Consider the following 23,940-nt stretch of genomic DNA (forward strand, 5'->3'; position numbering starts at 1 on the left):
CGCTGGCCACCGGCGTGATGCTGCTGCTGTGCGTCTGCTGGGGCTTCCAACAGATCGCCATCAAGCTGGTGGCCGCCGACATCTCGCCCATCATGCAGGTCGGCCTGCGCTCGACCTTCGCGGCGCTGGTGCTGGGCGCGGTGGTGTGGCGCGCCGAAGGCTCGCGCGCGCTGCGCGATGGCACGCTGGGCGCGGGCGTGCTGGTGGGCCTGCTGTTCGGCTTCGAGTTCCTGGCGATCGCGCAGGGGCTGGTCTACACCACGGCCTCGCACATGTCGGTGTTCCTGTACACCGCGCCGATCTTCACCGCGCTGGGCCTGCACTGGCGCGTGCCGGAAGAACGCATGGCGCCGCTGCAATGGCTGGGCGTGGCGGTGGCCTTCGGCGGCATCGCCGTGGCCTTCCTGGGCAACGGACAGCCGCAGGCCGCGGCTGCCAGCAACATGCTGCTGGGCGACAGCCTCGGGCTGCTGGGCGGGCTGCTGTGGGGCGCCACCACGGTGGCGATCCGCCGCACCGCGCTGTCGGAAGCGGCGCCGTCCAAGACGCTGTTCTACCAAATGGCGATCGCCGCGCTGGTGCTGCTGGTCTATGCCGCGGCCACCGGCAACGCCGGCATCCGCTACACGCCCTCGGCCGTGCTGAGCGTGGCGTTCCAGTCGGTAGTGGTGGCGTTGTCGAGCTACCTGGCCTGGTTCTGGCTGCTGCGGCGCTACCTGGCCTCGCGCCTGTCGATCCTGTCGTTCATGACGCCGCTGTTCGGGGTGTCGTTCGGCGTGCTGATCCTGGACGAACCGCTGGACGGCGCCTTCGTCATCGGCGCGCTGATGGTGCTGGCCGGCATCTCGCTGGTGAGCGGCGCCGGCCTGCTGCGCGAGAAGCTGCGGCGCGGCCGGCGCCCCTGAACGGCGCTGGGTGGCCGTAGTGGAGTGACAGGCGTGGGCCGGGTCGCGGGCTGACCCGGCGCCTGGCGCGCCGGCCATTGCCATGACCGGCGCGCGTTCGGGGCGCCGGCCCTTCAGGCCCGGCGCGGGCCGCCCAGGTTCAAGACGATCAGCGCCGCGCCCGCCAGCACCAGCGCGAAGCCCCACCAGTCGGCCACGGCGGGGCGATCGCCCACCAGCGCCATCGCGCCCAGCACGCCGACCACCGGCACCATCAGCGTGGTCAGGGCCGCCACCGTGGCGCTGACCCGTTCGCTCAGCACGAACCACAACCAATACGCCACCGCCGTGCCCAGCACGATGTGGAACGTCAGCGCCGCTGCCACCCGGGGGCTCCAGCCCTGCGTTGGAAAGGTCTCGCCCGCCAGCAGCATGCCGGCCAGCGCGCAGGCCGCGCCCACCGCCAGTTGCCATGCCGTCACCACGATGCGGTGCCCCGTCACCGGCCAGCGCTTCAGGTAGACCGTGCCGGCGGCCCACCCGAAGGCGGCGGTGAGCGGAAACGCCAGGCCGCGCGCGGCGGCCAGGTCGTGATCGGCGAAGATGGCGCGCAGCACCGGCCAGGCCAGCACCGCCACGCCCAGCCCGCCCAGCAGCAGCGCCAGGCCGCGGCGGCGGTCCAGCCGTTCGCCCAGCACGGCCCAGGCCAGCAGCGCCGACATCATCGGCATGGTGAAGGTCAGCACCGCGGCGCGCGAGGTGCTGGTGCTGAGCTGGGCCCAGGCCACCGCCAGGTTGAACACCGCCACGGCCAGGATGCCGCCGATGACGATGCCCCGCCACGAGGCGCGCGGCGGCAACAGCGCCAATCCCTTGGCGCGCGCCAGGATCAGCAGCAGCGCGGCGCCGCTGCCCAGTCCCAGCAGCCGCAGGGTGAACGGCGGGCAGATCGACAGCACGATCTTGACCGCCGGCCAGTTCAGGCCCCAGAACAGCGCCAGCGCAACCGGGATCAGGCGCACGCGGCCTTTTCCCGGGCGATCAGGTCCGCCAGGCCCTGGCGCTGACGGCCTTCGGCGTCGAAGTTGGCGGGATCGAGCCAGCTTTCGTAGGCGGCGCGCAACGCCGGCCATTCACTGTCGATGATCGAGAACCAGGCGGTGTCGCGGCTGCGGCCCTTGTAGACCGTGGCCTGGCGGAAGATGCCTTCAAACTGGAAACCCAGCCGCGCGGCGGCGGCGCGCGACGGCGCGTTCAGGCTGTCGCATTTCCATTCGTAGCGGCGGTAGCCCAGCTCGTCGAAGGCGCGGCGCATCAACAGGAACTGCGCCTCGGTGGCGATGCGGGTGCGCTTGAGCAACGGCGAAAATGCCACGAAGCCGACTTCGATCACGCCGCTGGCCGGGTCAATGCGCATCAGCGACAGCGAGCCGATCGCGCGGCCGCTGGCCAGGTCGATGACGGCATGATGCATCGGGTCGCTGGCGGCATGGGCCTGCGCCTGCTCGGCGAACTGGCGGTAGGCGGCGGCGTCGGCAAAGGGGCCGACGCTCATGTAGGTCCAGTCGCGGCCGTCGGGCGCCTGGCTGAAGGCGGCGTACAGGTCCGCCGCGTGGCGCTCGGCCGATAGCGGTTCGAGGCGGCAGTAGCGGCCCTGCGCGGGGGCCAGCGGCGGTCGCGGACGCGGTGTCCAGCCGGACAGGTCGGCGCCGATGGGTTGTTCGAATGCGTTGACGCGGGGTTGCATGCTGCGAGGCCTCATCCTGGTTGGAAGCGGGTTGGGGAAAGCGCCGCCGCCAGGGCCGACGCGCGCCAGGGTTTTTCGTCGTGACAGGCCCTGGCATGCTCCCACGATAGCCAAACCGTGGCATGATAAAAAGCACCACGATTCCTGAATTTAATAGAGCCATGACCGACCGAGCCGCCCTGCTCTCCAGTCCCCTGGCGCGTGGGCCGGGCGCCCCGCCGCGTCAGCGCCAGTTGATCCAGCGGCTCAAGCAGGCCATCCTGGCGGGCCAGTTGCCCGCTGGCGGCAAGCTGCCGGCCTCGCGCGTGCTGGCCGACGAGCTGGACATCTCGCGCAACACGGTGCTGATCGCCTACGAACAGTTGACCGCCGAAGGCTACGTCATCGCCGACCGCCAGGGCACCCGCGTGGCGCCGTTGTCGACCGCCGCCGCCAGCGCCGCCCGGCAGGCCGTGCGACAAGCCGCCGCGCAAGCGGCCGGACAGTCCGGCGCCGCCGACGCGCCGGCCTTGCGCACCGCCGCGCGGCTGTCGCGCATCGTCTCGACGCGCGCGCCCAATGACGGCTCGCTGCCGCTCACGCCCGGCACGCCGGCGCTGACCCAGTTTCCCATCAATGCCTGGCGCCGGGCCCAGGACCGGGCGCTGCAGGCCGCTCCCGCCGCCACGCTGGGCTACGGCCCCCCGGTGGGGGAACCGGCGCTGCGCGAAGCCATCGCCCAATATCTGCGGGTGTCGCGCGGGGTTCACTGCGACGCCTCGCGCATCGTCATCACGGAAGGCGCGCAGGGCGCGCTGGCGCTGTGCGTGCAACTGCTGACCAATCCCGGCGACACCGCCTGGCTGGAGGAACCCGGCTACCGGGGCGCCAAGTCGGCCTTCCACGCGGGCGACCTGAATGTGGTGGCGATGCGGGTCGACGCCGACGGCGTCGCCATCACCGACGAAGACTGGCGCACCCGGCCGCCGCGCCTGATCCAGACCACGCCGACGCACCAATACCCCACCGGCGCCGTGCTGTCGCTGGCGCGCCGCCTCGACCTACTGGAGCGGGCGCGCCGCGCCGGCGCCTGGATCATCGAGGACGACTACGACAGCGAATTCCGCCACCAGGGCGAGCCGATCGCCGCCATGCAGGGCCTGCTGCCGGACGCGCCGGTGCTGTACGTGGGGACCTTCAGCAAGACCATGTTCCCCGCGCTGCGGCTGGGCTTCCTGGTGCTGCCGCAGTCCATCGCCGGGCCCGCGATGCCGTCGATCACGGAAATGCTGCGCGGCGGGCACCGGCTGGAACAACTGACCATGGCCGCCTTCATCGACAATGGCCAATTCTCGCGCCACCTGGGCCGCATGCGGCGGCTGTACCGCGACCGCCAGGCCGCCCTGCGCGACGCGCTGGCGCGGCACCTGGGCATCGATCACGAGGTGCTGGGCGGCCACAGCGGCCTGCATCTGACGGTGCGGCTGCCGCCGGACGTGCCCGACCGCGCCATCGTCGAACAGGCGCGCCGGCTGGGCATGAACCCCAACGCGCTATCGACCTTCGCCATCAACCCGCGGCCGCAGGACAACGGCCTGGTGATCGGCTACGGCAACACCAGCGCCGACCGCTTCCCGGCGCTGGTCCGGCAACTGGGCAAGCTGGCCGCGACGTTGCGGACCTGAATCGCGGCCGGCGGCGTTGCAGGATTCGCCTTCCGGCCGGCGGCGCGCATCCTGCCCCGGTCCGTCGACCGGGCGCGGCCAGGCGTGGCGCCGCGGCGCCCCGCATCAGCGCCGCGAATCGAGCGCCATGCGCACGGCCAGGCCGGCCAGCACCGTGCCCATCAGCCAGCGCTGGATCACCATCCACAGCGGCCGGCCGGCCAGGAAACCGGCAATGGACCCGGCCATGATGGCGATGACCGCGTTGACCGACAGGCTGATGGCCACCTGCGTCAGCCCCAGCGCGATCGACTGGGTGAACACGCTGCCATGGTCGGGCTGGATGAATTGCGGCAGCAGCGACACGTACAGCACGGCGATCTTGGGATTGAGCAGGTTGGTCACCAGCCCCATCGTGAACAGCGTGCGCGGGCTGCTCGCCGGCAGCTCGCGCACCTGGAACGGCGAGCGCCCGCCCGGGCGCACCGCCTGCCAGGCCAGGTACAGCAGGTAGAGCGCGCCGCCGAAGCGCAGCGCGTCGTAGGCATAGGGCACCGACATCAGCAGCACGGTCAGGCCGAAGGCCGCGCACAGCACGTAGAAGATGAAACCCACCGCCACCCCGGACAGCGAAATCAGGCCGGCCTTGGGGCCCTGCGAAATCGAGCGCGACACCAGGTAGATCATGTTGGGCCCGGGCGTGAGCACCATGCCCAGGGCGACCAGGGCGAACGTCAGGAGATTGGCGATGTCAGGCATGATGCGCCGGCGCGGGCCGGTCGGTAGTGGCAGGATGATGCATCACATTATCTGAAATCTGTATCGGAACAGCGGGGTTTTTTGCGCCCGCGGCGCGCGTGTTGCGCGCCCGCCGCAGGCCTGGGCGCGCCGGCGGCGACGACCGCGTTCAACGACCACGCCGCCGGGATACAACAACCACGCCACTTTTAAATGTGGCCGGATGGGAGCGGCGGCTGGACCGGGATACAGTGGTCGGATCGCCCCGCCCGCAGGACGCGCGGGCGGCGCCGTTGAATGTCGACACGATCCAGGGAGGATCCGCCCATGCCGCCACGATCATCGTCTTCGTCCGCCGCCCGCGCCGGCGCCATCCGCGTCGGCATCGGCGGCTGGACCTACGCGCCGTGGCGCGGCCCCTTTTACCCGGAAGGCCTGCCGCACGCGCGCGAGCTTGAATACGCCAGCCGGCAGCTCACCGCCATCGAGATCAACGGCACCTATTACAGCAGCCAGAAGCCGGCCACCTTCGCCAAATGGCGCGACGAGACGCCCGATGATTTCGTGTTCTCGCTCAAGGCCTCGCGCTACGCCACCAACCGCCGCGAACTTGCCGGCGCCGGCGAGTCTGTCCATCGCTTCGTGCACGGCGGCATCGCCGAGCTCGGTCCCAAGCTGGGGCCGATCGTGTGGCAGTTCGCGCCCACCAAGGCGTTCGACGCCGAGGATTTCGGCGCCTTCCTGGCGCTGCTGCCCGACCAGGTCGACGGCCTGCCGCTGCGCCACGTGATCGACGTGCGTCACGCCAGTTTCGCCTGCCAGGCCTACCTGGACCTGGCGCGGCGCCACGGCGTGGCCACGGTCTACACCGACAGCGAGGACTATCCCTCGCTGGCCGACCGCACCGCCGATTTCGTCTACGCCCGGCTGATGCGCGCCAGCACCGCCTTCAAGGCCGGCTACGCGCCCAAGGCGTTGGACGCGTGGGCGGACCGCCTGCGCACCTGGGCAAGCGGCGGCGATCCGGCCGACCTGCCGCGGGTGGACCCGCGCCAGCCGCCCGGCGTGGCGCATGCGCGCGACGTGTTCGCGTTCTTCATCAATGGCGCCAAGGAGCGCGCGCCGGCGGCGGCGCGCGCCATGATCGAGCGGCTGTAGCCGACGCGCCGCGCCGGCCTCCTGGCGGCAAGGCCGGCCCCCGGGAGAAGGCCGGCAACCGCCTCAATCGGCGACCGGCGTGCGCAGCGTCACGAACTCTTCGGCGGCGGTCGGATGGATGCCGATGGTGTCGTCGAACACGCGCTTGGTGGCGCCGGCCTTGAGCGCGATGGCGATGCCCTGCACGATCTCGCCGGCCTCGGGGCCGACCATGTGCACGCCCAGCACTTTGTCGGTGTCGGCGTCGACGATCAGCTTCATCAGGGTCTTTTCCTGCGATTCGGTCAGCGTCAGCTTCATGGGGCGGAAGCGGCTTTCGAACAGTTTGATGTTGTGGCCGGCGGCGCGCGCCTCTTCGGTCGTCATGCCGACGGTGCCGATGTTGGGCAGGCTGAACACGGCGGTCGGGATCAGCTTGTAGTCGACCTTGCGGTATTCCTCGGGACGGAACAGGCGGCGCGCCACCGCCATGCCCTCGGCCAGCGCCACCGGCGTCAGCGGCACGCGGCCGATGACGTCGCCAATGGCCAGGATCGACGGTTCGCTGGTGCGGTATTCGTCGTCCACCGCGACAAAACCCTTGCCGTCAAGCTTGACGCCGGTGTTCTCCAGGCCCAGGTTGTCCAGCATCGGCCGGCGGCCGGTGGCGTAGAACACGCAATCGGTCTCGACCACGCTGCCATCCTTGAGGGTGGCGGCCAGGGTGCCGTCGGCGCGCTTGTCGATGCGCGCCACGTCGGCGTCGAACTTCAGGTCGATGCCCTTCTTGACCAGTTCATCGCGCAGGTGCTCGCGCACCGCCTGGTCGAAACCGCGCAGGAACAGCGGGCCGCGGTAGACCTGGGTGGTCTGCGCGCCCATGCCGTTGAAGATGGAGGCGAATTCGACCGCGATGTAGCCGCCGCCCACCACCAGCACGCGGCGCGGCAGCGCCTTCAGGAAGAAGGCCTCGTTCGAGGTGATGGCGTGTTCCTTGCCGGGGATGTCCGGCACCTGCGGCCAGCCGCCGGTGGCCACCAGGATATGCGCGGCGGTGTAGGACTTGCCGTCCACCTCCACCGTGTGCGGATCCTTGATGCGGGCGTGGGCTTCCAGCAGCGTCACGCCGCTATTGACCAGCAAGTTGCGGTAAATGCCGTTAAGACGCTCGATCTCGCGGTTCTTGTTGGCGATCAGCGTGGGCCAGTCGAAGCGGGGTTCGTCCACGCTCCAGCCGAAGCCGTGGGCCTGCTCGAAGTCTTCGCTGTAGTGCGCGCCGTAGACCAGCAGCTTCTTGGGCACGCAGCCCACGTTGACGCAGGTGCCGCCCAGGTAGCGGCTTTCGGCCACCGCCACGCGCGCGCCGAAGCCGGCCGCGAAGCGGGCCGCGCGCACGCCGCCGGAGCCCGCGCCGATCACAAACAGGTCGAAATCGAATGCCATGGTGTTTCCTTCGCCGTCCCGCTGCCGGGACGCGTTCACTGTCGGGAGAAGCGCTATTTTGCACCAGTGCGCCGGCGACCGCCGGCTTGCCCCCACGGTCAACCGGCGGTCGCCGGCCGGTGGGGCAGCGCCGGAAGCGGGCCCGCGTTGCGCAGACGCGCCCGCTCGGCCGCCGCAATCCTCCCTGGCGCGCGCCACCTTGGGCTACAGTAATCGTCCGGGGCGCGGTCGCCGCCCCTCCCTCTGCCTGGAGTCGTCCCGATGTCGCTTGAAACCTGGCTGGCCTTCCTTGGCGCATCCGCCCTGCTGCTGATGCTGCCCGGCCCCACCATCCTGACCGTCATCAGCTATTCCCTGACCCATGGCAAGCGCGCCCGCCTGCCGTTGGTGCTGGCGGTGGCGCTGGGCGACTCCACCGCCCTGGCGCTGTCGCTGCTGGGCCTGGGCGCGCTGCTGTCGGCGTCGGCCTTCTGGTTCACCGTGGTCAAGACCGTGGGCGGCCTTTACCTGCTGTACCTGGGCTTCAAGCTGCTGCGCGCCGGCGTTTCGCCCGCCACGCTGCCGCAGGCCGGCGCGGCCGGATCGCGCTGGAAGCTGTTCGCCAACACCTACCTGGTGACGGCGCTGAACCCCAAGGGCATCATCTTCTTCGTGGCCTTCCTGCCGCAGTTCATCGACCCGGCCGGCGACGTCACGCGCCAGCTATGGATGCTGTCGGCCACCTTCGTGACCTGCGCCGGCATCAACGCCACCGCCTACGCGCTGTTCGCCGGCTCGGCGCGCCGTCTGCTGGCATCGCCGCGCGCGCAGCGCGGCTTCAACCTGGGCGGCGGCGCGCTGTTGTCGGCCGCCGGGGTCTGGGCATTGCTGGCGCGTCGCGCCTGACACCTGCTTCAAGGCAAGGCCGCCGACGCCGCTTCGGGATCCAGCCCGTAGCGCCGGATCGCCTCGGCCGCCCGCTCGGCCGGCAATGCGCCCTCGTCCGCCAGCGCCTTGAGCGTGGCCAACACGATATGGTGCCGGTCCACCTCGAAGAACGCCCGCAGCGCCTGGCGCGTGTCCGAGCGGCCGAAGCCGTCGGTGCCCAGCGTCACATAACGGCGCCCCACGAAAGGCCGGATCTGCTCGGCCACCGTCTTCATGTAGTCGGTGGCCGCGATCACCGGCCCCCGCGTATCGGCCAGGCTCGTCTGGACGAAGCCCTGGCGCGCCGCGTCCAGCGGATGCAGGCGATTCCAGCGCTCGGTCTCCTGGCCATCGCGGCGCAGCTCGGAATAGCTGGTGACGCTCCAGACGTCGGCCGCCACGCCGAAGTCCTGTTGCAGCAGGTCGGCGGCGGCCAGGGTCTCGCCCAGGATGGCGCCGCTGCCCAGCAGTTGCGCGCGGACCTCGCCCGGCGCGCCCTCGCGCAGGCGGTACATACCCTTGAGGATGCCGGCCTCGGCGCCTTCCGGCATCGGCGGATGGGCGGTCTTCTCGTTGATCAGCGTCAGGTAGTAGAAGACGTCCTCTTCCTCCTGGTACATGCGGCGCATGCCGTCCTGCACGATCACGGCGATCTCGTAGGCATAGGCCGGGTCGTAGGCGATGCACGACGGGATCACCGAGGCCAGCACGTGGCTGTGGCCGTCGTCGTGCTGCAGGCCCTCGCCTTCCAGTGTGGTGCGGCCCGAGGTCGCGCCCAGCAGGAACCCGCGCGCGCGGATGTCGCCGGCCGCCCAGGCCAGGTCGCCAACGCGCTGGAAGCCGAACATCGAATAGAAAATGTAGAACGGAATCGTCGCCACGCCGTGGGTGCTGTAGGCGGTGGCGGCGGCGATCCACGAGGCCATGGCGCCCGACTCGTTGATGCCTTCCTGCAGGATCTGGCCGCGCCGGTCCTCGCGGTAGACGCTGAGCTGGTCGGCGTCCTGCGGCGTGTACAGTTGGCCCACGTGCGAATAGATGCCGACCTGGCGGAACATGCCGTCCATGCCGAAGGTGCGCGATTCATCCGGCACGATGGGCACCACGCGCGCGCCGATCTGCGGGTCCTTGAGCAGTTGCGCCAGGATGCGCACGAACGCCATGGTGGTGGAGAATTCGCGGCCGTCGCTGCCCTTCAGGTGCGTGGCAAAGGCTTCCAGGCCCGGCGTGGCCTGCGGGCCGGGGCCGGCCGGACGCAGCGGCAGGTGGCCGCCGGCGCGGCGGACGGCGGCTTCCAGGTAGGCCTGTTCGGGGCTGCCGGGTTCCGGCTTGATGTACGGGATCTCCTCCAGGCGCTCGTCCGGCACCGGCAGATCGAAGCGGTCGCGGTAAGCGCGCACCGCCGGGTCGGCCATCTTCTTCTGCTGGTGGTTGGTGTTGGCGGCCTCGCCGGCCGCGCCCATGCCGTAGCCCTTGACCGTCTTGGCCAGGATCACCGTGGGCTGGCCGCGATGCGCCAGCGCCGCGGCGTAGGCGGCGTGCATCTTGACCGGATCGTGGCCGCCGCGATTGAGCGCGCCGATCTCCTCGTCGCTCAGGTGCGCCACGCGTTCCAGCAGCACCGGGTCGGCGCCGAAGAAGTGTTCGCGCACATAGGCGCCGCCGCGCGCCTTGAAGACCTGGTATTCGCCGTCCACGCATTCCATCATGCGGCGCCGCAGGCGGCCGTCGTGGTCCTGCGCCAGCAGCGCGTCCCAGCCGCCGCCCCAGATCACCTTGATGACGTTCCAGCCGGCGCCGCGATAGACGCTTTCCAGCTCCTGGATGATCTTGGCGTTGCCGCGCACCGGGCCGTCCAGGCGCTGCAGGTTGCAGTTGACCACGAAGATCAGGTTGTCGAGCTTTTCGCGGCCGGCCATGGCGACGGCCGCCAGCGTCTCGGGCTGGTCCTGCTCGCCGTCGCCCAGGAAGCCCCACACGCGCCGGTCCTGCGCCGCGATCAGGCCGCGGTCTTCCAGGTAGCGCATGTAGCGCGCCTGGTAGGCCGCCATCAGCGGGCCCAGGCCCATCGACACGGTCGGGAACTGCCAGAAGCCGGGCATGGTGCGCGGGTGCGGATACGACGCCAGCCCGCCGCCGATCTCGCGGCGGAAGCGGTCCAGCTCGGCCTCGGACAGGCGCCCTTCCAGATAGGCGCGGGCGTAGATGCCGGGCGCCGAATGGCCCTGGATGTAGAGCATGTCGCCCAGGTAGTCCGGCGTGGCGGCGCGGAAGAAATGGCGGTAGCCGGTTTCGTACAGCGTGGTGGCCGAGGCGTAGGTGGCGATGTGCCCGCCCACGCCCGAATGCTTGCCGGCGCGCAGCACCATGGCCATGGCGTTCCAGCGCAGGTAGGCATCCAGCCGCGCCTCGATGCGGGTGTCGCCGGGGAACGGCGCCTGGGCCGGCAGGCCGATGGTGTTGACGTAGGGCGTGACGCCGGCCGCGGCATAGCCGCCGCTGCGGGCGCGGTCCTGCTCGATCAGGCGGTCCAGCAGGTAGTGCGTGCGCGGCAGGCCTTCGTGCGCCAGCACCGCCTGCATCGCGTCCAGCCACTCGCTGGTTTCTTCGGGGTCGATGTCGACGCAGTCGATCTCGGGTTCCATGGGCATCCTCCTTGTGGTGCGCAAGCGGCGCCTGGACACGGAAAGGCCGGCGCCATCATTTCACATCGTGAATTGCATTTGCATAATGTGCAATTGCAATCGTAGGGAGGTTTTCGAACAATTGCAAGTGCAACTATTAAGGAAAATGGCGGCTTGCGCGCGGCATGAATGCGCGTGACGGCCCGCCCGCCGCGCGCCACGGCCGCAGGGCCTCTACAATCCCGGACAACGAAATCCCTGGAAAAGGAAGCGACCGCATGGCCACGGGCAAGCCCGACGCGTGGAGCCTCTTTCTCACCGCGCATGCGCTGGTGGTGGAAGAGATCGAAAAACGACTGTCCGCCGCCGGCCTGCCGCCGCTGGCGTGGTACGACGCGCTGTGGGCGCTGGAACGCGCGCCCGACGGCACCGCGCGCATGTTCGAGATGGCCGAGCGCATGGTCATCGCGCGCTACAACCTGACGCGCCTGATGGACCGCATCGAGGCCGCCGGGCTGGTCGAGCGCTTCCGTTCCGACGAGGACCGCCGCGCCACCTATGCCCGCATCACGCCTGAAGGCCTGGCGCTGCGGCGCAGGATGTGGAAGGTGTATGGCCCGGCCATCGACGAACTGTTCCTGTCGCAACTGCCGCCGGCGCAGCAGGACGCCATGGCCGAGCAGTTCCGCCAGATCGCCCGCCATGTGCGGGCCTTGTCCAGAACCCCGGCTTGACCTGACCGCCACGGAGTCCGCATGCCCGTCCGTCCGCCCCTGCACATCGGCATCGTCGCCTGCTCGGCCGAGGGCGCGGCGCTCTGCTACCGCACGATCTGCGCCGAAGGCGCGCAGCGCCTGGGGCCGCACGCGCACCCCGAGGTGTCGCTGCACAGCCTGTCGCTGGCGGACTACGTGGCCTGCCTGGAGCGCAACGACCTGGCCGGCGTCGGCGCGCTGATGCGGACCTCCGCCGACCGGCTGGCGCGCGCCGGCGCGGATTTCCTGATCTGCCCCGACAACACCATCCACCAGGCCCTGGGCCACGTGCTGCCGCAATCGCCGCTGCCGTGGCTGCACATCGCCGAGGAAGTCGCCGCCCAGGCCGCCGCGCGCGGGCGGCGCCGCATCGGCATCCTGGGGACGCGCTGGCTGGTCGACAGTCCGGTCTACCCCGACAAACTGCAGGCGCGCGGCCTGGACTACGTGCGTCCCGCGCCGGCCGACCGCGATCTGCTGGCGCGCGTCATCATGGACGAACTGGTCTACGGCGTCTTCAAGCCCGAATCGGTCTCGTTGCTGCAAGGCGTGGTGGCGCGGCTGCGCGATGCCGGCTGCGACGCGGTGGTGCTGGGCTGCACCGAACTGCCGCTCGTGCTGAACGACGCCAACTGCGTCTTGCCGACGCTGGACTCGACCCGCATCCTGGCGCGCGCCGCCCTGGACCGCGCGCTGGCCTGACGCCTGAACTGGCGTCCCGCCCCCTGGGCCCCGCCCGCGGTCAGAGCTGGTCCAGCCCGTACTGGCGCAGGCGATCCAGGTCCAGCACCTTGATCTGGTTGTACGACAGCGCCAGCACCCCTTGGTCCGCCAGCGTCTGCAGCGCCTGGTTGACGCGCTGGCGCGACAGGCCGGTCAGGTAGCCCAGTTCTTCCTGTGAAATCGCCAGCGTCAGGTCGGTGGACGGATAAAGTTGTGGATTGAACAATTGCGCCAGCGACTGCGCCACGCGCGCATCGGCGTCCAGCAGTCGATGGTTCTGGATCGAGGCGATGAACTCGCCCATGCGGTCGTTCAACTGGCCGATGACGAAATGCGAGAACGGCAGGCTGGCCGCCAGCAGCGCATGGAAGGTGGCGGCCGGCACCAGTAGCACCAGCGACGGCTGGATCGCCACCACGTCGTACTTGCGCAGCTCGCGCTTGATGACGCTGCCCTCGCCGAACCAGCCGCCCGGCGGCACTCCCGAGAACGTGCAACTGCGTCCCGACTCGTTGTAGATCGCCAGCTTCAGCAAGCCGCTGTGCACCCCCAGCCAGTAATCCGACGGCGCATTGCGGCGCGCGATCCAGGCGCCGCTGGCCACGTGTTCGGCGCGCGCCGTGGCCAGCACCAAATCCTGGTGCGGCGCGTCCAGCGCGGTGAACCAGGTGCAGCCGCGCAGCAGCGCGGCCAGCTCGGTCTGGGAAACAATGTTTGAAACATCGGACATGGAAAGAACCGTGTAAAACTGCGGGTTGGGCGCCTGGAAAAAGGTCTGTCATGCAGGCGACAGACACCATTTTCCGGCGGCCGATAAGCTCTAACAAGCAGCGGGATTCCGGCTACAGATCAACCCCGGCGATCCAGATCAAGTTTCCCGCATAAAAGCATATCCGGGCGCCCCCGCGCCCCACAGGAGACAAGCATGAGCAGCCTGTTCGACCACGGCCTGGCACGCCGTGACGCCAACTACGAGCCCCTCACCCCGGTCGACTTCATCGCCCGCGCCGCGCAGGTCTATGGCAACCGCCTGGCCGTGGTGCATGGCGCCGTGCGCCGCACCTGGGCCCAGACCTACGAACGCGCGCAACGCCTGGCCGGCGCGCTGGCCGCCGCCGGCGTCCAGCGCGGCGACACGGTGGCGGTGATGCTGCCGAACATCCCCGCCATGGTCGAGGCGCACTTCGGCGTGCCGATGCTGGGCGCCGTGCTCAATACGCTCAACACGCGCCTGGATACGCCCAGCGTGCTGTTCATGCTGGGCCACGGCGAGGCCCGCGCGCTGATCGTCGACACCGAATACGCCGAGCTGGCGCAGCGCGCCCGCGCCGAATTCCCGCACCTGAAAGTGATTTCGGTGCACGATCTGGACGGCACCCCGGCCGCCCTGCCCGGCGCCACCGACTACGAGGCCTTCCTGGCCGCCGCCCCCGCCACGTTCGACTGGCGCCCGCCGGCCGACGAATGGGACGCGATCGCGCTGAACTACACCTCCGGCACCACCGGCGATCCCAAGGGCGTGGTCTACCACTACCGCGGCGCGTATCTGAACGCCGTCAGCAACATCCTCGAATGGGACATGCCCAAGCATCCGGTCTACCTGTGGACGCTGCCGCTGTTCCACTGCAACGGCTGGTGCTTCGCCTGGACCGTGGCGGCGCGCGCCGGCGTCAACGTCTGCCTGCGCAAGTTCGACCCCAAGACCGTGTTCGACCTGATCCGCGCCGAGGGCGTGACCCACTACTGCGGCGCGCCCATCGTGCAAAGCGCGCTGGCCAACGCGCCGGCCGAGCTGCGCGCCGGCATCCGCCACACCGTGCGCACCATGGTGGCCGGCGCCGCGCCCGCGCCGGCGGTGATCGCCAAGATGAAGGAAATCGGCTTCGAGCTGACCCACGTCTACGGCCTGACCGAGGTCTACGGCCCGGCCGCCGTGTGCGCCCCGCAGGAAGCCTGGAATGACCTGGAGGACGAGCAGCGCGCCCTGCTGACCGCGCGCCAGGGCGTGCGCTACCACCTGCAGGCCGGCGTCTCGGTGCGCAACCCCGACACCATGGAGGAAGTGCCGGCCGACGAGCAGACCGTGGGCGAGATCATGTTCCGCGGCAACATCTGCATGAAGGGCTACCTGAAGAACGAACGCGCCACTGACGAGGCCTTCGGCGGCGGCTGGTTCCACACCGGCGACCTGGGCGTGATGACGCCCGACGGCTACATCCGCATCAAGGACCGCAGCAAGGACATCATCATCTCGGGCGGCGAGAACATCTCCAGCATCGAGGTCGAGGACGCCCTCTATCGCCATCCGGCCGTGGCCGCCGTGGCGGTAGTGGCCATGCCCGACCCGAAATGGGGCGAAACGCCCTGCGCCTTCGTCGAGCTCAAGCCCGGCCACAGCGCCACCGCCGAAGAGATCATCGCGCACTGCAAGCTGCTGCTGCCCGGCTTCAAGGTGCCGCGCGCGGTGCGCTTCGGCGAACTGCCCAAGACCTCGACCGGCAAGATCCAGAAATTCGAACTGCGCGCCGCGGTGGGTTCCACCCGCGCCATCGACGCCACCTGATTCCCTTCCTACCCGGAGCTCCGACGCCATGACGTACCAAGCCCCCGTGAAAGACATGCTGTTCGTGCTGAACCACCTGGCCGGCCTGCCGCAGGTGGCGGCGCTGCCGCAATATGCCGAAGCCACGCCCGACACCGCCCAGGCCGTGCTGGAGGAAGCCGCCACCTTCGCCGGCGACGTGCTGGCGCCGCTGAACCACCCCGCCGACCGCGAGCCCAGCGCCTGGCGCGACGGCGCGGTCACCACCTCGCCCGGCTTCAAGCAGGCCTTCCGCCAATATGCCGAAGCCGGCTGGCAGGGCATGACGCACCCGGTCGAATACGGCGGCCAGGGCCTGCCCGGCCTGCTGGGCGCGCCCTGCTCCGAAATGCTCAACGCCGCCAACCTGTCGTTCGCCCTGTGTCCGCTCTTGACCAACGGCGCGGTCGAGGCGCTGCTGACGGCCGGCTCGCCCGAACTGCGCGAGCGCTTCATCGGCCCGATGCTGTCGGGCCGGTGGACCGGCACCATGAACCTGACCGAGCCGCAGGCCGGCTCCGACCTGGCGCTGCTGCGCACCCGCGCGCAGCCGGTCGGCGACGGCACCTACCGCATCTCCGGCACCAAGATCTTCATCACCTACGGCGAGCACGACCTGGCCGAGAACATCGTCCACCTGGTGCTGGCGCGCCTGCCGGACGCGCCCGAGGGCGTGAAGGGCATCTCGCTGTTCCTGGTGCCCAAGTTCCTAGTCAACGACGACGGCTCGCTGGGCGCGCGCAACGACGTTACCTGCGTGTCGATCGAGCACAAGCTGGGCATCAAGGCCAGCCCCACCGCCACGCTGCAGTTCGGCGACGCGGGCGGCGCCATCGGCTACCTGGTGGGCCAGGAAAACCGCGGCCTGGACGCCATGTTCATCATGATGAACGCGGCCCGCTTCGCCGTCGGCGTGCAGGGCATCGCGGTGGCCGACCGCGCCTACCAGCACGCGCTGGCCTACGCCGCCGAACGCGTGCAGAGCCGCCCGGTGGACGGCTCCTCGCGCGACGCCGTGCCGATCATTCAGCACCCGGACGTGCGCCGCATGCTGGGCACCATGCGCGCCCTGACCGAGGCCGGCCGTGCGCTGGCCTACTACACCGCCGGCCACGCCGACCTGGCCCACGCCAGTGCCGACCCGGCCGCCCGCGCCCGCCACCTGGCGGTGCAGGAATTCCTGGTGCCGATCGTCAAGGGCTGGTGCACCGAGGCGTCCATCGACGTCGCCAGCCTGGGCGTGCAGGTGCACGGCGGCATGGGCTTCATTGAAGAGACCGGCGCCGCGCAGTATTACCGCGACGCCCGCATCCTGACCATCTACGAAGGCACCACCGCCATCCAGGCCAACGACCTGGTCGGCCGCAAGACGCTGCGCGACGGCGGCGCGGTGGCGCAGGCCCTGATCGAAGAGATCCGCAAGACGGAAGAAGCGCTGCAAGCGCACAGCGAACCGGCCGCCCGGCTGGTGCTGACGCCGCTGCGCCAGGGCCGCCTGGCGCTGGCCAACACGGTCGACTTCGTGGTGGCCAACGCCGCCGCCCATCCCAACGCGGTGTTCGGTTCGGCCGTGCCCTACCTGTTGCTGGCCGGCACGGTGCTGGCCGGCTGGCAGATGGCGCGCGCGCTGCTCGCATCGCTGGACCACCTGGACGAGGACCCGGCCTTCCACCAGGCCAAGATCGCCACGGCCCAGACCTACGCGCTGCACAAGCTGACCCAGGCTCCCGGCCTGGCGGCGGTGGTGGCGGGATCGAACGAGTACGCCGTGCAGCCATGAGCGTGGTCGACGCCGGATCGCGCATCGACGCGCTGGTGGCGCTGGGCGCGTCGGCGCCGCTGGTCCGGCTGGCCAGCGGCGACTGCGTGCATCCGTTGCTGCGCGGCGCGTGCCTGGGTCCGCCGTTCCACTCCTATCACGGCGCCCGCGCGCCGCAAGGGGCGCCGCTGGCGCCGCTGTGGGACGATGGCGACCAGGTCTACGCCCTGCGAGGCACGGCGACCGGCCGCGAGTTCATCCGGTTCAGTATCGAAGCCCCGCAATCCGTCGACGTGCTGGCCCTGACGGAACAGGGATTCTGGGCGCACCGCTTCGACTTCCTCTATGAAACCGATGCGCCGCTGGACGACTTGCGGGCCGCCGCCGGCGCGGTGCAATTCCGCCACGTCGAGGCCTACCTGGCCGCGCGCGAGGCATTCGAAGACCCGCCGGGCCACGTCCCGACGCATCGGGATTGGCTGACGCGGACAATCGCCAGCATCGACCGGCGCGCGCGGTTAAACATATAACCAAAAAGAATAAACAAAAGAAATAAACATATCTAAAATTATTAAGCGGACACCGGAAATCCTGCCCGCAGGCAAGACGCCAGCCGTACCAAGGCGTAGTTCAGGACCCTTCCCCCATGCTTCGCAAGCTGCTTTCCGCCGCGCTCATCGCCACCGCTTTCGCCGTTGGCCCCGCCCACGCCGCGCCGCCCGCGCTGGAAATCGGCTACCTGCCGATCCTGCCGGACGCGCAATTGTTCGTGGCGCTGGAAGAAGGCACCTTGCAGGCCAAGGGCGCGCCCGCGCCCAAGCTGGTGCAGTTCCAGAGCGGCCCCGCGCTGACGCAGGCGCTGCTGGCCGGCCAGTTGGATGTGGCCTACGTCGGCATCGGCCCGGCGCTGGTGGCCAGCGCCAAGGGCGCCGGCATCAAGGTGGTGGCCTCCAACATCGTCGAGCAGGTCAACGTGGTCGCGCTGGGCGCGCTGGCGCCGTATTTCGCCTCGGGCGATCCGGCCACCGCGTTCGCCCGCTTTGCCAAGGACAAGAGCAGAAAGCCCGTCATCGCCAGCTACCCCAAGGGCGCCGTGCCCGAGGCCGCGCTGCAATACTGGCTGCGCAACCGCCTCAAGGCCGACCCGGCCAGCCTGGAACTGATCTACCAGGGCGAGGCGCAGATCCAGCAGTCGCTGCTGACCGGCGCCATCGACGGCGCCGCCATCCTCGAACCCACCGTCACCACCGTGCTGACCCGCGCGCCCGATTCGCGCGTGGTGGCGCGCGGCTCGCAACTATTCCCGAACCAGCCCGGCGCCGTACTGCTGGTGCGCGACAAGCTGATCGCCGAGCACCCCGAGGCCGTGCAGCAACTGGTCGACGCCCAGCTCGCCGCCACCGCCCTACTCAAGAACGATCCGGCCCGCGCCGCGGGCCACGTGCAGAAGTACGTTGGCGGCGGCCGCCTGGATCGTGCGCTGGTCGAAAAGGCCATCCGCAATTCGCATGACCAGTTCGTGGCCGATCCGCACGCCATCGTCGACGCCACCGCCGAGTTGCAGACCTTCCAGGCCAGCCTGGGCACGGTCGAGGCCGCCAAGGTCGGCGTCAAGCAGTTGTTCGACACCCGCTTCTACGACAAGGCCGGGAAGCCATGAGCCAGACCGCCCCCGCCCTGGCCGCGCCCGCGCCGCAGGCCCGCAAGAGCGCGCCACCGGGGTTCGCCGCCGCGCGCCGCGCGGCTTACGGCATCGGCGGACTGGCCCTCTTCATCGCCATCTGGAAGACCGCGCTGATCTGGCAATGGGCGCCCGCGGGCACCCTGCCCGATCCCTTCGCGCTGCCCGCCACGCTGGTCCAGGAATGGCAGTCGGGCCGGCTGCTGCCGGCCATCGGCTCCAGCCTGGTGCATTACTTCTGGGGCCTGGCCGCGGGCACCGCGCTGGGCTTCGGCGTGGGCCTGGCGGCCGCGACGCTGCCGCGCTTCGACCTGGCGCAAGCCTATCTGGCGCGCATCCTGCGGCCGATCCCGCCGCTGGCCTGGGTGGTGTTCGCCATCGCCTGGTTCAAGGTCAGCCATGCCGGCGCCGCCTTCGTCATCGCCATCGGCGTGTTCTGGGTCAACTACTTCGCCACTTACAGCGCGGTGCGCAACGTCGATCCGCGCTATTACGAACTGGCGCGCGCCTTCGGCCACGGCGGCTACCTGGCGCGCGCGCTGGGCGTGACGCTGCCGGCCATCGCGCCCGGCGCGCTGTCGGGCGTGCGCACCGGCATCGGCCAGGCCTGGATGACGCTGATCGCCGCCGAACTGCTGGGCGTGCCCGGCATGGGCCAGGAAATGAATGCCGCCGCCGGCGTCGGCGCCTACGACGCGGTGGTGGTCTACATGCTGATCATCTCGCTGGTCTACACGCTGTGCGACCTGGCGTTCTCGATGGTCGAAAGCAAGGTGCTGCAATGGCGTCCGTGATCGAATTCTCGAAACTCTCATACCAACATCCGGGCGCCGACGCGCCCGTGATCCAGGGCCTGTCGCTGGCGATCGAGGCGGGCAGTTTCGTGGCCGTGGTGGGCGGCTCGGGCGTGGGCAAATCCACGCTGCTGCGCGCGGCGGCCGGCCTGGCCGACCCCGCCAGCGGCGAAGTGCGCTTCCAGGCGCCCGCGCGCCCCGGGCGCCGCAGCCGCGCCGTGGTGTTTCAGGACAGCCGCCTGATGCCGTGGCGCACGGTCGGCGGCAACGTCGGCTATGGCCTGGAAGGATTGGGGCTGGACCGCCAGGAACGCCAACAGCGCATCGATGCCGCGCTGCAACTGACCGGCCTGGGCGACTACGGCCGCCGCTGGCCGCACCAGTTGTCCGGCGGCCAGGCGCAGCGCGTCGGCATCGCCCGCGCCTTGGCCGTCAAGCCCGACCTGCTGCTGATGGACGAACCCTTCAGCGCGGTCGACGCCATCACCCGCCGCAACCTGCAGCAGGAGCTGATCCGCGTGTGGCAGGCCTCCGGCGCGGCGGTGCTGTTCGTCACCCACGACATCGAGGAAGCGGTGTTCCTGGCCGACAAGGTGGTGGTGCTGGGCGGCCGCCCGGCCAACATCGCAGGCCACTACGACATCGACCTGCCGCGGCCGCGCGACCGCGCCGATCCGGCGTTCGCGCGGCAGGTGGCGGCCATCGCCCACACGCTCGAACATCACTGAGTGGACCGCGCCGGCGTTCCGTCACGCCCGCGGCGCAACCGCGCAGCCGGGCGCCGGCGCCGCCTTGCGCGGCTGCGTCAGCGCCCAGAACAGCGTCGCCGCCAGGCTCAGTCCCAGGCCCAGCGCGCACACGCCCAGCCAGCCCGCGCGCGCATAGACGAAGGTCGAGGCGATCGACCCGAGTCCGCTACCCACCGCATAAAACATCATGTAGCCGCCGACCAGCCGGCTGTGCGCCTGCGCGCTGATGGAAAAGATCATGGCCTGGTTGGTCACGTGCAGCGCCTGCGCCGCGATGTCCAGCACCAGCACGCCCAGCGCCAGCGCCCACAGGCTGCGGTCCAGGAAGGCGATCGGCACCCACGCCAGGCACAGCAGCGCCAGGCCCGCGCCGGTGGTCAGTTGCGCATGGCCGCGATCGGCCAGCCGCCCCGCCCGCGCCGCCACCAGCACCCCGGCCACGCCCACCAGCCCGAACGCGCCCACCGCGGCGTGCGTCAGTGAATACGGCGGCGCGCTCAGCGGCAGCACCAGCGCCGTCCAGAACGCGCTGAAGACGGCGAACATCAACAGCGCGATCATGCCGCGCACCCGCAGCACCCGCTCGTGCGCCAGCAGCGTGAACATCGAGCGCAGCAGCGCGCCGTAGCCCAGTCCCGCGGCCGGCAAGGCGCGGCGCGGCAGCCAGCGGGCCAGCGCCAGCGCCAGCAACGCGGCCAGGCTGGCGGACACCAGGTAGACCGCGCGCCATCCCCACAGGTCGGCCACGGCGCCCGCCAGAGTCCGCGCCAGCAGCAGGCCGATCACCACTCCGCCCTGCACCGCGCCGACGACCCGCCCGCGCTCGTGCGGCGCGGCCAGCGCCGCCGACAGCGCCAGCAAGCCCTGGGTCATCGCGGTGCCGAGCAGGCCCAGCGCCAGCATCCCGGCCAGCAGCCACGGCGCGGCGGACGCCAGCGCCACCGCGGCCAGCGCCAGCACCAGCAGCCCAAGTTGCGCCAGCATCAGGCGGCGCCGGTCGAGCAGGTCGCCCAGCGGCACCACCAGCACCAGCGCCAGCGCGCAGCCCAGTTGCGTCGCGGTGACGACGATGCCCACCGCGCCCTCGTCCAGGCGGAACTCGCGGCCCATGGCGTCCAGTAGCGGTTGCGCGTAGTAGACGTTGGCCACGCTCAAGGCGCAGGCCACGGCCAGCAGCAGCACCAGGGCGGCGGGCAGGCGATCGGCGGATGGCGTGGCGGGCGCAGATGCGGCAGATGCCGTGGATGCAGCGGATGCCGTGGATGCCGCAGAGGCCCTGGGTGCCGCAGAGGCCGCGAATGCCGCGGATGCTGTGGATTCCTTGGACGCCGGCGACGAAGGCGATGAAGACGATGAAGTAGATGAAGGCGATGAAGGAGATGGCGGAGCAGCAGGGGCAGGATCGGTCTGGTCTGGCATGATGGCCTCAAGTGGTTTCATTACAAAACCAGAATGCTAGACCTTGAGGTTTTATAATGCAACCAAACATTCGACATCTTTCCCCGCCGCGATGCGCGGCAAAGGTCAGGACGACATGGTCAAACGCACCAGTCTCGAAGGCGCCGCCTGCCCGGTGGCGCGCGCGCTGGACGCCATCGGCGACTGGTGGTCGCTATTGATCGTGCGCGACGCCTTCGACGGCGTGCGCCGCTTCGGTGAATTCCAGAAAAGCCTCGGCGTGGCCAAGAACATCCTCAGCGACCGCCTGCGCACCCTGGTCGCGCACGACATCCTGGCGGCCGTGCCGGCGTCCGACGGCAGCGCCTACCAGGAATACGTACTGACGGAAAAAGGCCAGGCGCTGTTTCCCGTCATCGTCGGCCTGCGCCAATGGGGCGAAGACCATTACTACGGCCCCGCCGAGCCGCACTCCACACTCATCGACCGCAAGCGCGGCCAGCCGGTGCGGCGCCTGGAGATCCGCGCCCAGGACGGCCGCGCGCTGGCGCCGGACGACACCGTGGTGCGCAAGGTCGGCGCCGACCGCGCCTGACCCTGGCGCCCCCTGCCATTGGCCGCTCAGGCAGTCGCCGCGCGCGGCGCCCGGCGAGCGGTCCCGCGTCAGGCCGTGGCGGCCTGCGGCCACTGCCCCGTGGCCAACGCGGTCGGCGAATAGCCGCCAAAGCGCCAACGCAGCGCCAGCGCGCCCGGCCTGGCCCGCACCCGCCGCACGTGGACGCGCCACAACCGCTCGGCCCCCGCGAAGGTGGCGATCTCCGGACTGTCCAGGATCACCTCGGCGCGCCCCGACACCTGCAACACGTCGCCGCGCTCGAAATCGATGAACAGCAGCCCGGCGCGCGGATTGAGCAGCATGTTGCCCAGCGTATTGAAAAAGCGGTTGCCGGAGAAATCCGGGATCGTCAGCGTGTCGCCGTCGACGCGCACGAACCCCGGCATGCCGCCACGGTGCGAGACGTCGATCCGGCGGCCGGCCTCGTCGGTGTCGGCATAGGTCGCCACGAACAGCGTGTCGGCGCGCGCGATCAGCGCCCGGTCGGCCTCGGCCAGCCCCGCCCGCTCGCGCGCCGCCCCCGGAAAATGCAAGGCCGGCGAGCGCGAGAAATGGAAATCGCGTGCCTGGATGTACTGCGGGCAGTTGCCGAACGACTCGGCCACCGTGACCGCGAAACGCCTGCCGTCCCAGGCGGTGATGCGGCCGTTCATGCGGTTGCGGCGGCGCGTGTGCAGTTCGATGCCCAGCAGGCCCACCGGCTGGTCCGGCCCCAGGCCGGCGCGCAGCGGATCATCGGCATCCGGCAGCGCGGCCACCTGCAGGGTCTGCGGGTCCGGCGACACGGCGAAGCCTGGCTCGCCCTCCAGCACGCCGGCCCAGGGATCGCCCTGGCCATCGACCGCGCCCGCCACCAGGAACGGCAGTTGCGCGAAGAAGGCGCGGTGCTGGTCCGGCATGTACGGGCGGATCACTTTCGCGCCCACCTGCGCCATGCGCTCGGCCATGCCGATATGCGCCTGCAACCGCAGTTCGCCCGCGTGCCAGGGCGTCGCGGGCGCGGCCGCGGCCGGCTGGCCGGTCGCCGTCGTGGCGGCCGTCGAACCGCCGGCCGGCGCGGCGCCAAGCGGACTCGTCGTGGTCGTATTCATGTCAGGCTCCTTGCGCGCGGGCGCTTGCGTTCACGCCGCCCGCAATCCCACGGGAGACGCCACCATCGGCACGAAGCGCGGCAGCGCCTCGATCCGCGCCAGCCAGTCGCGCACCCGCGGATAATCCGCCAGCGACACGTTGCCTTCCGGCGCATGCGCCACGTAGGTGTAGCAGGCCACGTCGGCCAGCGTCGGCGCGGCGCCGGCCAGGTAGCCGGTGGCCGCGAGCTCCCGCTCCATCACCGCCAGCAAGGCATGCGCGCGCGCCAGCGTGGCCGGCACGTCATACGGGGCGCCGAACACCGTCACCAGCCGCGCCGCGGCCGGGCCGGCCGCCAGCGGGCCGGAGGCGGCCGACAGCCAGCGCTGCACCGCCGCCGCGCCCACCGCGTCCTCGGGCAGCCAGGCTTGGCCGTTGTAGCGCTTGCACAGGTACACCAGGATCGCGGTGGAATCGGCCACCACCACGCCGTTGTCGTCGATCACCGGCACCTGGCCGAACGCGTTCAGCGCCAGGAACTCGGGCCGCTTCTGCGCGCCGCTGCGCAGATCGACTTCGACATTGCGGTGCGGCACATCCAGCAGCGACAGCATCAGGGCCACGCGGTGCGAATGGCCGGACAGGGGAAAACTGTAGAACGTCAGGGGAGCGGCGGACATGGGGTATCTCG

23 protein-coding genes are annotated in these 23,940 nt (G+C 70.4%); 14 read left to right on the forward strand and 9 right to left on the reverse strand.

The genetic code is table 11. The annotated features are described in order from the left end of the window. Nucleotides 1-17 precede the first annotated feature (17 nt). Nucleotides 18-905: a DMT family transporter gene (locus SB816_RS20315; protein WP_064526372.1), complete on the forward strand. Its 888-nt coding sequence runs from the start codon at nt 18-20 to the stop codon at nt 903-905. A gap of 113 nt (nt 906-1,018) precedes the next feature. On the opposite strand, the gene SB816_RS20320 is transcribed toward SB816_RS20315, so the two are convergent. Beyond that, nucleotides 1,019-1,906: a DMT family transporter gene (locus tag SB816_RS20320; RefSeq protein WP_054503788.1), complete on the reverse strand. Its 888-nt coding sequence runs from the start codon at nt 1,904-1,906 to the stop codon at nt 1,019-1,021. Further along, nucleotides 1,897-2,631, reverse strand: a complete 735-nt coding sequence (locus SB816_RS20325) for a GNAT family N-acetyltransferase (RefSeq protein WP_049074824.1) — start codon at nt 2,629-2,631, stop codon at nt 1,897-1,899. Before SB816_RS20325 ends, SB816_RS20320 begins: the two co-directional genes overlap by 10 nt. Nucleotides 2,632-2,753: 122 nt before the next feature. Here SB816_RS20325 and SB816_RS20330 point away from each other — a divergent pair, with 122 nt between their 5' ends. Beyond that, on the forward strand, nt 2,754-4,295 hold the full coding sequence (locus tag SB816_RS20330; RefSeq protein ID WP_196767542.1) for a PLP-dependent aminotransferase family protein: 1,542 nt from the start codon (nt 2,754-2,756) through the stop codon (nt 4,293-4,295). A 105-nt stretch (nt 4,296-4,400) separates the two neighbouring features. Here the strand turns inward: SB816_RS20330 and SB816_RS20335 are convergent, their stop codons facing one another. After that, nucleotides 4,401-5,033, reverse strand: a complete 633-nt coding sequence (locus SB816_RS20335; protein WP_054503790.1) for a LysE family translocator — start codon at nt 5,031-5,033, stop codon at nt 4,401-4,403. Nucleotides 5,034-5,339: 306 nt separating this feature from the next. Here SB816_RS20335 and SB816_RS20340 point away from each other — a divergent pair, with 306 nt between their 5' ends. After that, nucleotides 5,340-6,170, forward strand: coding sequence for a DUF72 domain-containing protein (locus SB816_RS20340; RefSeq protein ID WP_410547433.1), 831 nt, complete (start codon nt 5,340-5,342; stop codon nt 6,168-6,170). Between the two features lie 63 nt (nt 6,171-6,233). On the opposite strand, the gene gorA is transcribed toward SB816_RS20340, so the two are convergent. Next, nucleotides 6,234-7,592, reverse strand: coding sequence for a glutathione-disulfide reductase (gorA, locus tag SB816_RS20345; RefSeq protein WP_116792059.1), 1,359 nt, complete (start codon nt 7,590-7,592; stop codon nt 6,234-6,236). A 261-nt stretch (nt 7,593-7,853) separates the two neighbouring features. Between gorA and SB816_RS20350 the strand changes: the two genes are divergently transcribed. Then, the gene (locus SB816_RS20350) at nt 7,854-8,477 is read left to right on the forward strand and encodes a LysE family translocator (RefSeq protein ID WP_049074834.1); all 624 of its coding nucleotides are present in this window, start codon (nt 7,854-7,856) and stop codon (nt 8,475-8,477) included. Nucleotides 8,478-8,485: 8 nt separating this feature from the next. Here the strand turns inward: SB816_RS20350 and aceE are convergent, their stop codons facing one another. Then, on the reverse strand, nt 8,486-11,143 hold the full coding sequence (gene aceE, locus SB816_RS20355) for a pyruvate dehydrogenase (acetyl-transferring), homodimeric type (protein ID WP_410547434.1): 2,658 nt from the start codon (nt 11,141-11,143) through the stop codon (nt 8,486-8,488). Nucleotides 11,144-11,400: 257 nt separating this feature from the next. Between aceE and SB816_RS20360 the strand changes: the two genes are divergently transcribed. Both SB816_RS20360 and SB816_RS20365 read left to right on the forward strand, forming a co-directional pair. Then, the gene (locus SB816_RS20360; protein ID WP_054503794.1) at nt 11,401-11,856 is read left to right on the forward strand and encodes a MarR family winged helix-turn-helix transcriptional regulator; all 456 of its coding nucleotides are present in this window, start codon (nt 11,401-11,403) and stop codon (nt 11,854-11,856) included. Nucleotides 11,857-11,877: 21 nt separating this feature from the next. Beyond that, complete coding sequence (locus tag SB816_RS20365) at nt 11,878-12,579, forward strand: aspartate/glutamate racemase family protein (protein ID WP_144655171.1); 702 nt, start codon at nt 11,878-11,880, stop codon at nt 12,577-12,579. A gap of 40 nt (nt 12,580-12,619) precedes the next feature. Here the strand turns inward: SB816_RS20365 and SB816_RS20370 are convergent, their stop codons facing one another. Further along, nucleotides 12,620-13,330: a Crp/Fnr family transcriptional regulator gene (locus SB816_RS20370; protein ID WP_410547435.1), complete on the reverse strand. Its 711-nt coding sequence runs from the start codon at nt 13,328-13,330 to the stop codon at nt 12,620-12,622. Between the two features lie 195 nt (nt 13,331-13,525). On the opposite strand from SB816_RS20370, the gene SB816_RS20375 reads away from it, so the two are divergent. The 6 genes from SB816_RS20375 (at nt 13,526) to SB816_RS20400 (ending at nt 20,143) form a co-directional block, all read left to right on the forward strand. Next, nucleotides 13,526-15,163, forward strand: a complete 1,638-nt coding sequence (locus tag SB816_RS20375) for an acyl-CoA synthetase (RefSeq protein ID WP_410547436.1) — start codon at nt 13,526-13,528, stop codon at nt 15,161-15,163. A gap of 28 nt (nt 15,164-15,191) precedes the next feature. Continuing rightward, nucleotides 15,192-16,961, forward strand: coding sequence for an acyl-CoA dehydrogenase (locus SB816_RS20380; RefSeq protein WP_410547437.1), 1,770 nt, complete (start codon nt 15,192-15,194; stop codon nt 16,959-16,961). Next, nucleotides 16,958-17,470, forward strand: coding sequence for a hypothetical protein (locus tag SB816_RS20385; RefSeq protein WP_395757596.1), 513 nt, complete (start codon nt 16,958-16,960; stop codon nt 17,468-17,470). Before SB816_RS20380 ends, SB816_RS20385 begins: the two co-directional genes overlap by 4 nt. A gap of 116 nt (nt 17,471-17,586) precedes the next feature. After that, nucleotides 17,587-18,600 carry an ABC transporter substrate-binding protein gene (locus SB816_RS20390; protein ID WP_410547438.1) on the forward strand — a complete coding sequence of 338 codons (1,014 nt, stop codon included), beginning with the start codon at nt 17,587-17,589 and terminating at the stop codon, nt 18,598-18,600. Next, nucleotides 18,597-19,415, forward strand: coding sequence for an ABC transporter permease (locus SB816_RS20395; protein WP_240806404.1), 819 nt, complete (start codon nt 18,597-18,599; stop codon nt 19,413-19,415). Before SB816_RS20390 ends, SB816_RS20395 begins: the two co-directional genes overlap by 4 nt. Continuing rightward, entirely contained in the window at nt 19,403-20,143 is a 741-nt protein-coding gene (locus tag SB816_RS20400) for an ABC transporter ATP-binding protein (RefSeq protein WP_054416132.1), read from the forward strand. The genes SB816_RS20395 and SB816_RS20400 overlap by 13 nt, the downstream gene beginning before the upstream one ends. Nucleotides 20,144-20,164: 21 nt before the next feature. Here SB816_RS20400 and SB816_RS20405 read toward each other — a convergent pair whose 3' ends face one another. Further along, entirely contained in the window at nt 20,165-21,361 is a 1,197-nt protein-coding gene (locus SB816_RS20405) for an MFS transporter (protein ID WP_144655264.1), read from the reverse strand. Between the two features lie 16 nt (nt 21,362-21,377). Between SB816_RS20405 and SB816_RS20410 the strand changes: the two genes are divergently transcribed. Then, complete coding sequence (locus tag SB816_RS20410; RefSeq protein WP_410547549.1) at nt 21,378-21,623, forward strand: hypothetical protein; 246 nt, start codon at nt 21,378-21,380, stop codon at nt 21,621-21,623. A gap of 75 nt (nt 21,624-21,698) precedes the next feature. Further along, nucleotides 21,699-22,157, forward strand: a complete 459-nt coding sequence (locus SB816_RS20415; RefSeq protein ID WP_054503970.1) for a winged helix-turn-helix transcriptional regulator — start codon at nt 21,699-21,701, stop codon at nt 22,155-22,157. Nucleotides 22,158-22,225: 68 nt separating this feature from the next. Here SB816_RS20415 and SB816_RS20420 read toward each other — a convergent pair whose 3' ends face one another. Beyond that, nucleotides 22,226-23,269 (reverse strand): pyridoxamine 5'-phosphate oxidase family protein, encoded by a 1,044-nt coding sequence (locus SB816_RS20420; RefSeq protein ID WP_410547439.1) that lies wholly within the window; start codon nt 23,267-23,269, stop codon nt 22,226-22,228. A gap of 30 nt (nt 23,270-23,299) precedes the next feature. Then, a complete protein-coding gene (locus SB816_RS20425) occupies nt 23,300-23,929 on the reverse strand; it encodes a glutathione S-transferase family protein (protein ID WP_020927112.1) in 630 nt (209 codons plus the stop codon). Nucleotides 23,930-23,940: the final 11 nt, after the last annotated feature.

Origin of the sequence: Achromobacter sp. SIMBA_011 (genome assembly GCF_046535435.1) — a bacterium.
GTDB lineage: Bacteria > Pseudomonadota > Gammaproteobacteria > Burkholderiales > Burkholderiaceae_B > Achromobacter > Achromobacter dolens.

Coding starts and splice junctions, on each gene's coding strand:
- SB816_RS20335 (WP_054503790.1), bottom strand. CDS start 5,033: ATGCCTGACATCGCCAATCTCCTGACGTTCGCCCTGGTCGCCCTGGGC.
- SB816_RS20325 (WP_049074824.1), bottom strand. CDS start 2,631: ATGCAACCCCGCGTCAACGCATTCGAACAACCCATCGGCGCCGACCTG.
- SB816_RS20315 (WP_064526372.1), top strand. CDS start 18: ATGCTGCTGCTGTGCGTCTGCTGGGGCTTCCAACAGATCGCCATCAAG.
- SB816_RS20380 (WP_410547437.1), top strand. CDS start 15,192: ATGACGTACCAAGCCCCCGTGAAAGACATGCTGTTCGTGCTGAACCAC.
- SB816_RS20390 (WP_410547438.1), top strand. CDS start 17,587: ATGCTTCGCAAGCTGCTTTCCGCCGCGCTCATCGCCACCGCTTTCGCC.
- SB816_RS20370 (WP_410547435.1), bottom strand. CDS start 13,330: ATGTCCGATGTTTCAAACATTGTTTCCCAGACCGAGCTGGCCGCGCTG.
- aceE (WP_410547434.1), bottom strand. CDS start 11,143: ATGGAACCCGAGATCGACTGCGTCGACATCGACCCCGAAGAAACCAGC.
- SB816_RS20395 (WP_240806404.1), top strand. CDS start 18,597: ATGAGCCAGACCGCCCCCGCCCTGGCCGCGCCCGCGCCGCAGGCCCGC.
- SB816_RS20350 (WP_049074834.1), top strand. CDS start 7,854: ATGTCGCTTGAAACCTGGCTGGCCTTCCTTGGCGCATCCGCCCTGCTG.
- SB816_RS20385 (WP_395757596.1), top strand. CDS start 16,958: ATGAGCGTGGTCGACGCCGGATCGCGCATCGACGCGCTGGTGGCGCTG.
- SB816_RS20340 (WP_410547433.1), top strand. CDS start 5,340: ATGCCGCCACGATCATCGTCTTCGTCCGCCGCCCGCGCCGGCGCCATC.
- SB816_RS20365 (WP_144655171.1), top strand. CDS start 11,878: ATGCCCGTCCGTCCGCCCCTGCACATCGGCATCGTCGCCTGCTCGGCC.
- SB816_RS20420 (WP_410547439.1), bottom strand. CDS start 23,269: ATGAATACGACCACGACGAGTCCGCTTGGCGCCGCGCCGGCCGGCGGT.
- SB816_RS20415 (WP_054503970.1), top strand. CDS start 21,699: ATGGTCAAACGCACCAGTCTCGAAGGCGCCGCCTGCCCGGTGGCGCGC.
- SB816_RS20375 (WP_410547436.1), top strand. CDS start 13,526: ATGAGCAGCCTGTTCGACCACGGCCTGGCACGCCGTGACGCCAACTAC.
- SB816_RS20400 (WP_054416132.1), top strand. CDS start 19,403: ATGGCGTCCGTGATCGAATTCTCGAAACTCTCATACCAACATCCGGGC.
- gorA (WP_116792059.1), bottom strand. CDS start 7,592: ATGGCATTCGATTTCGACCTGTTTGTGATCGGCGCGGGCTCCGGCGGC.
- SB816_RS20330 (WP_196767542.1), top strand. CDS start 2,754: ATGATAAAAAGCACCACGATTCCTGAATTTAATAGAGCCATGACCGAC.
- SB816_RS20425 (WP_020927112.1), bottom strand. CDS start 23,929: ATGTCCGCCGCTCCCCTGACGTTCTACAGTTTTCCCCTGTCCGGCCAT.
- SB816_RS20360 (WP_054503794.1), top strand. CDS start 11,401: ATGGCCACGGGCAAGCCCGACGCGTGGAGCCTCTTTCTCACCGCGCAT.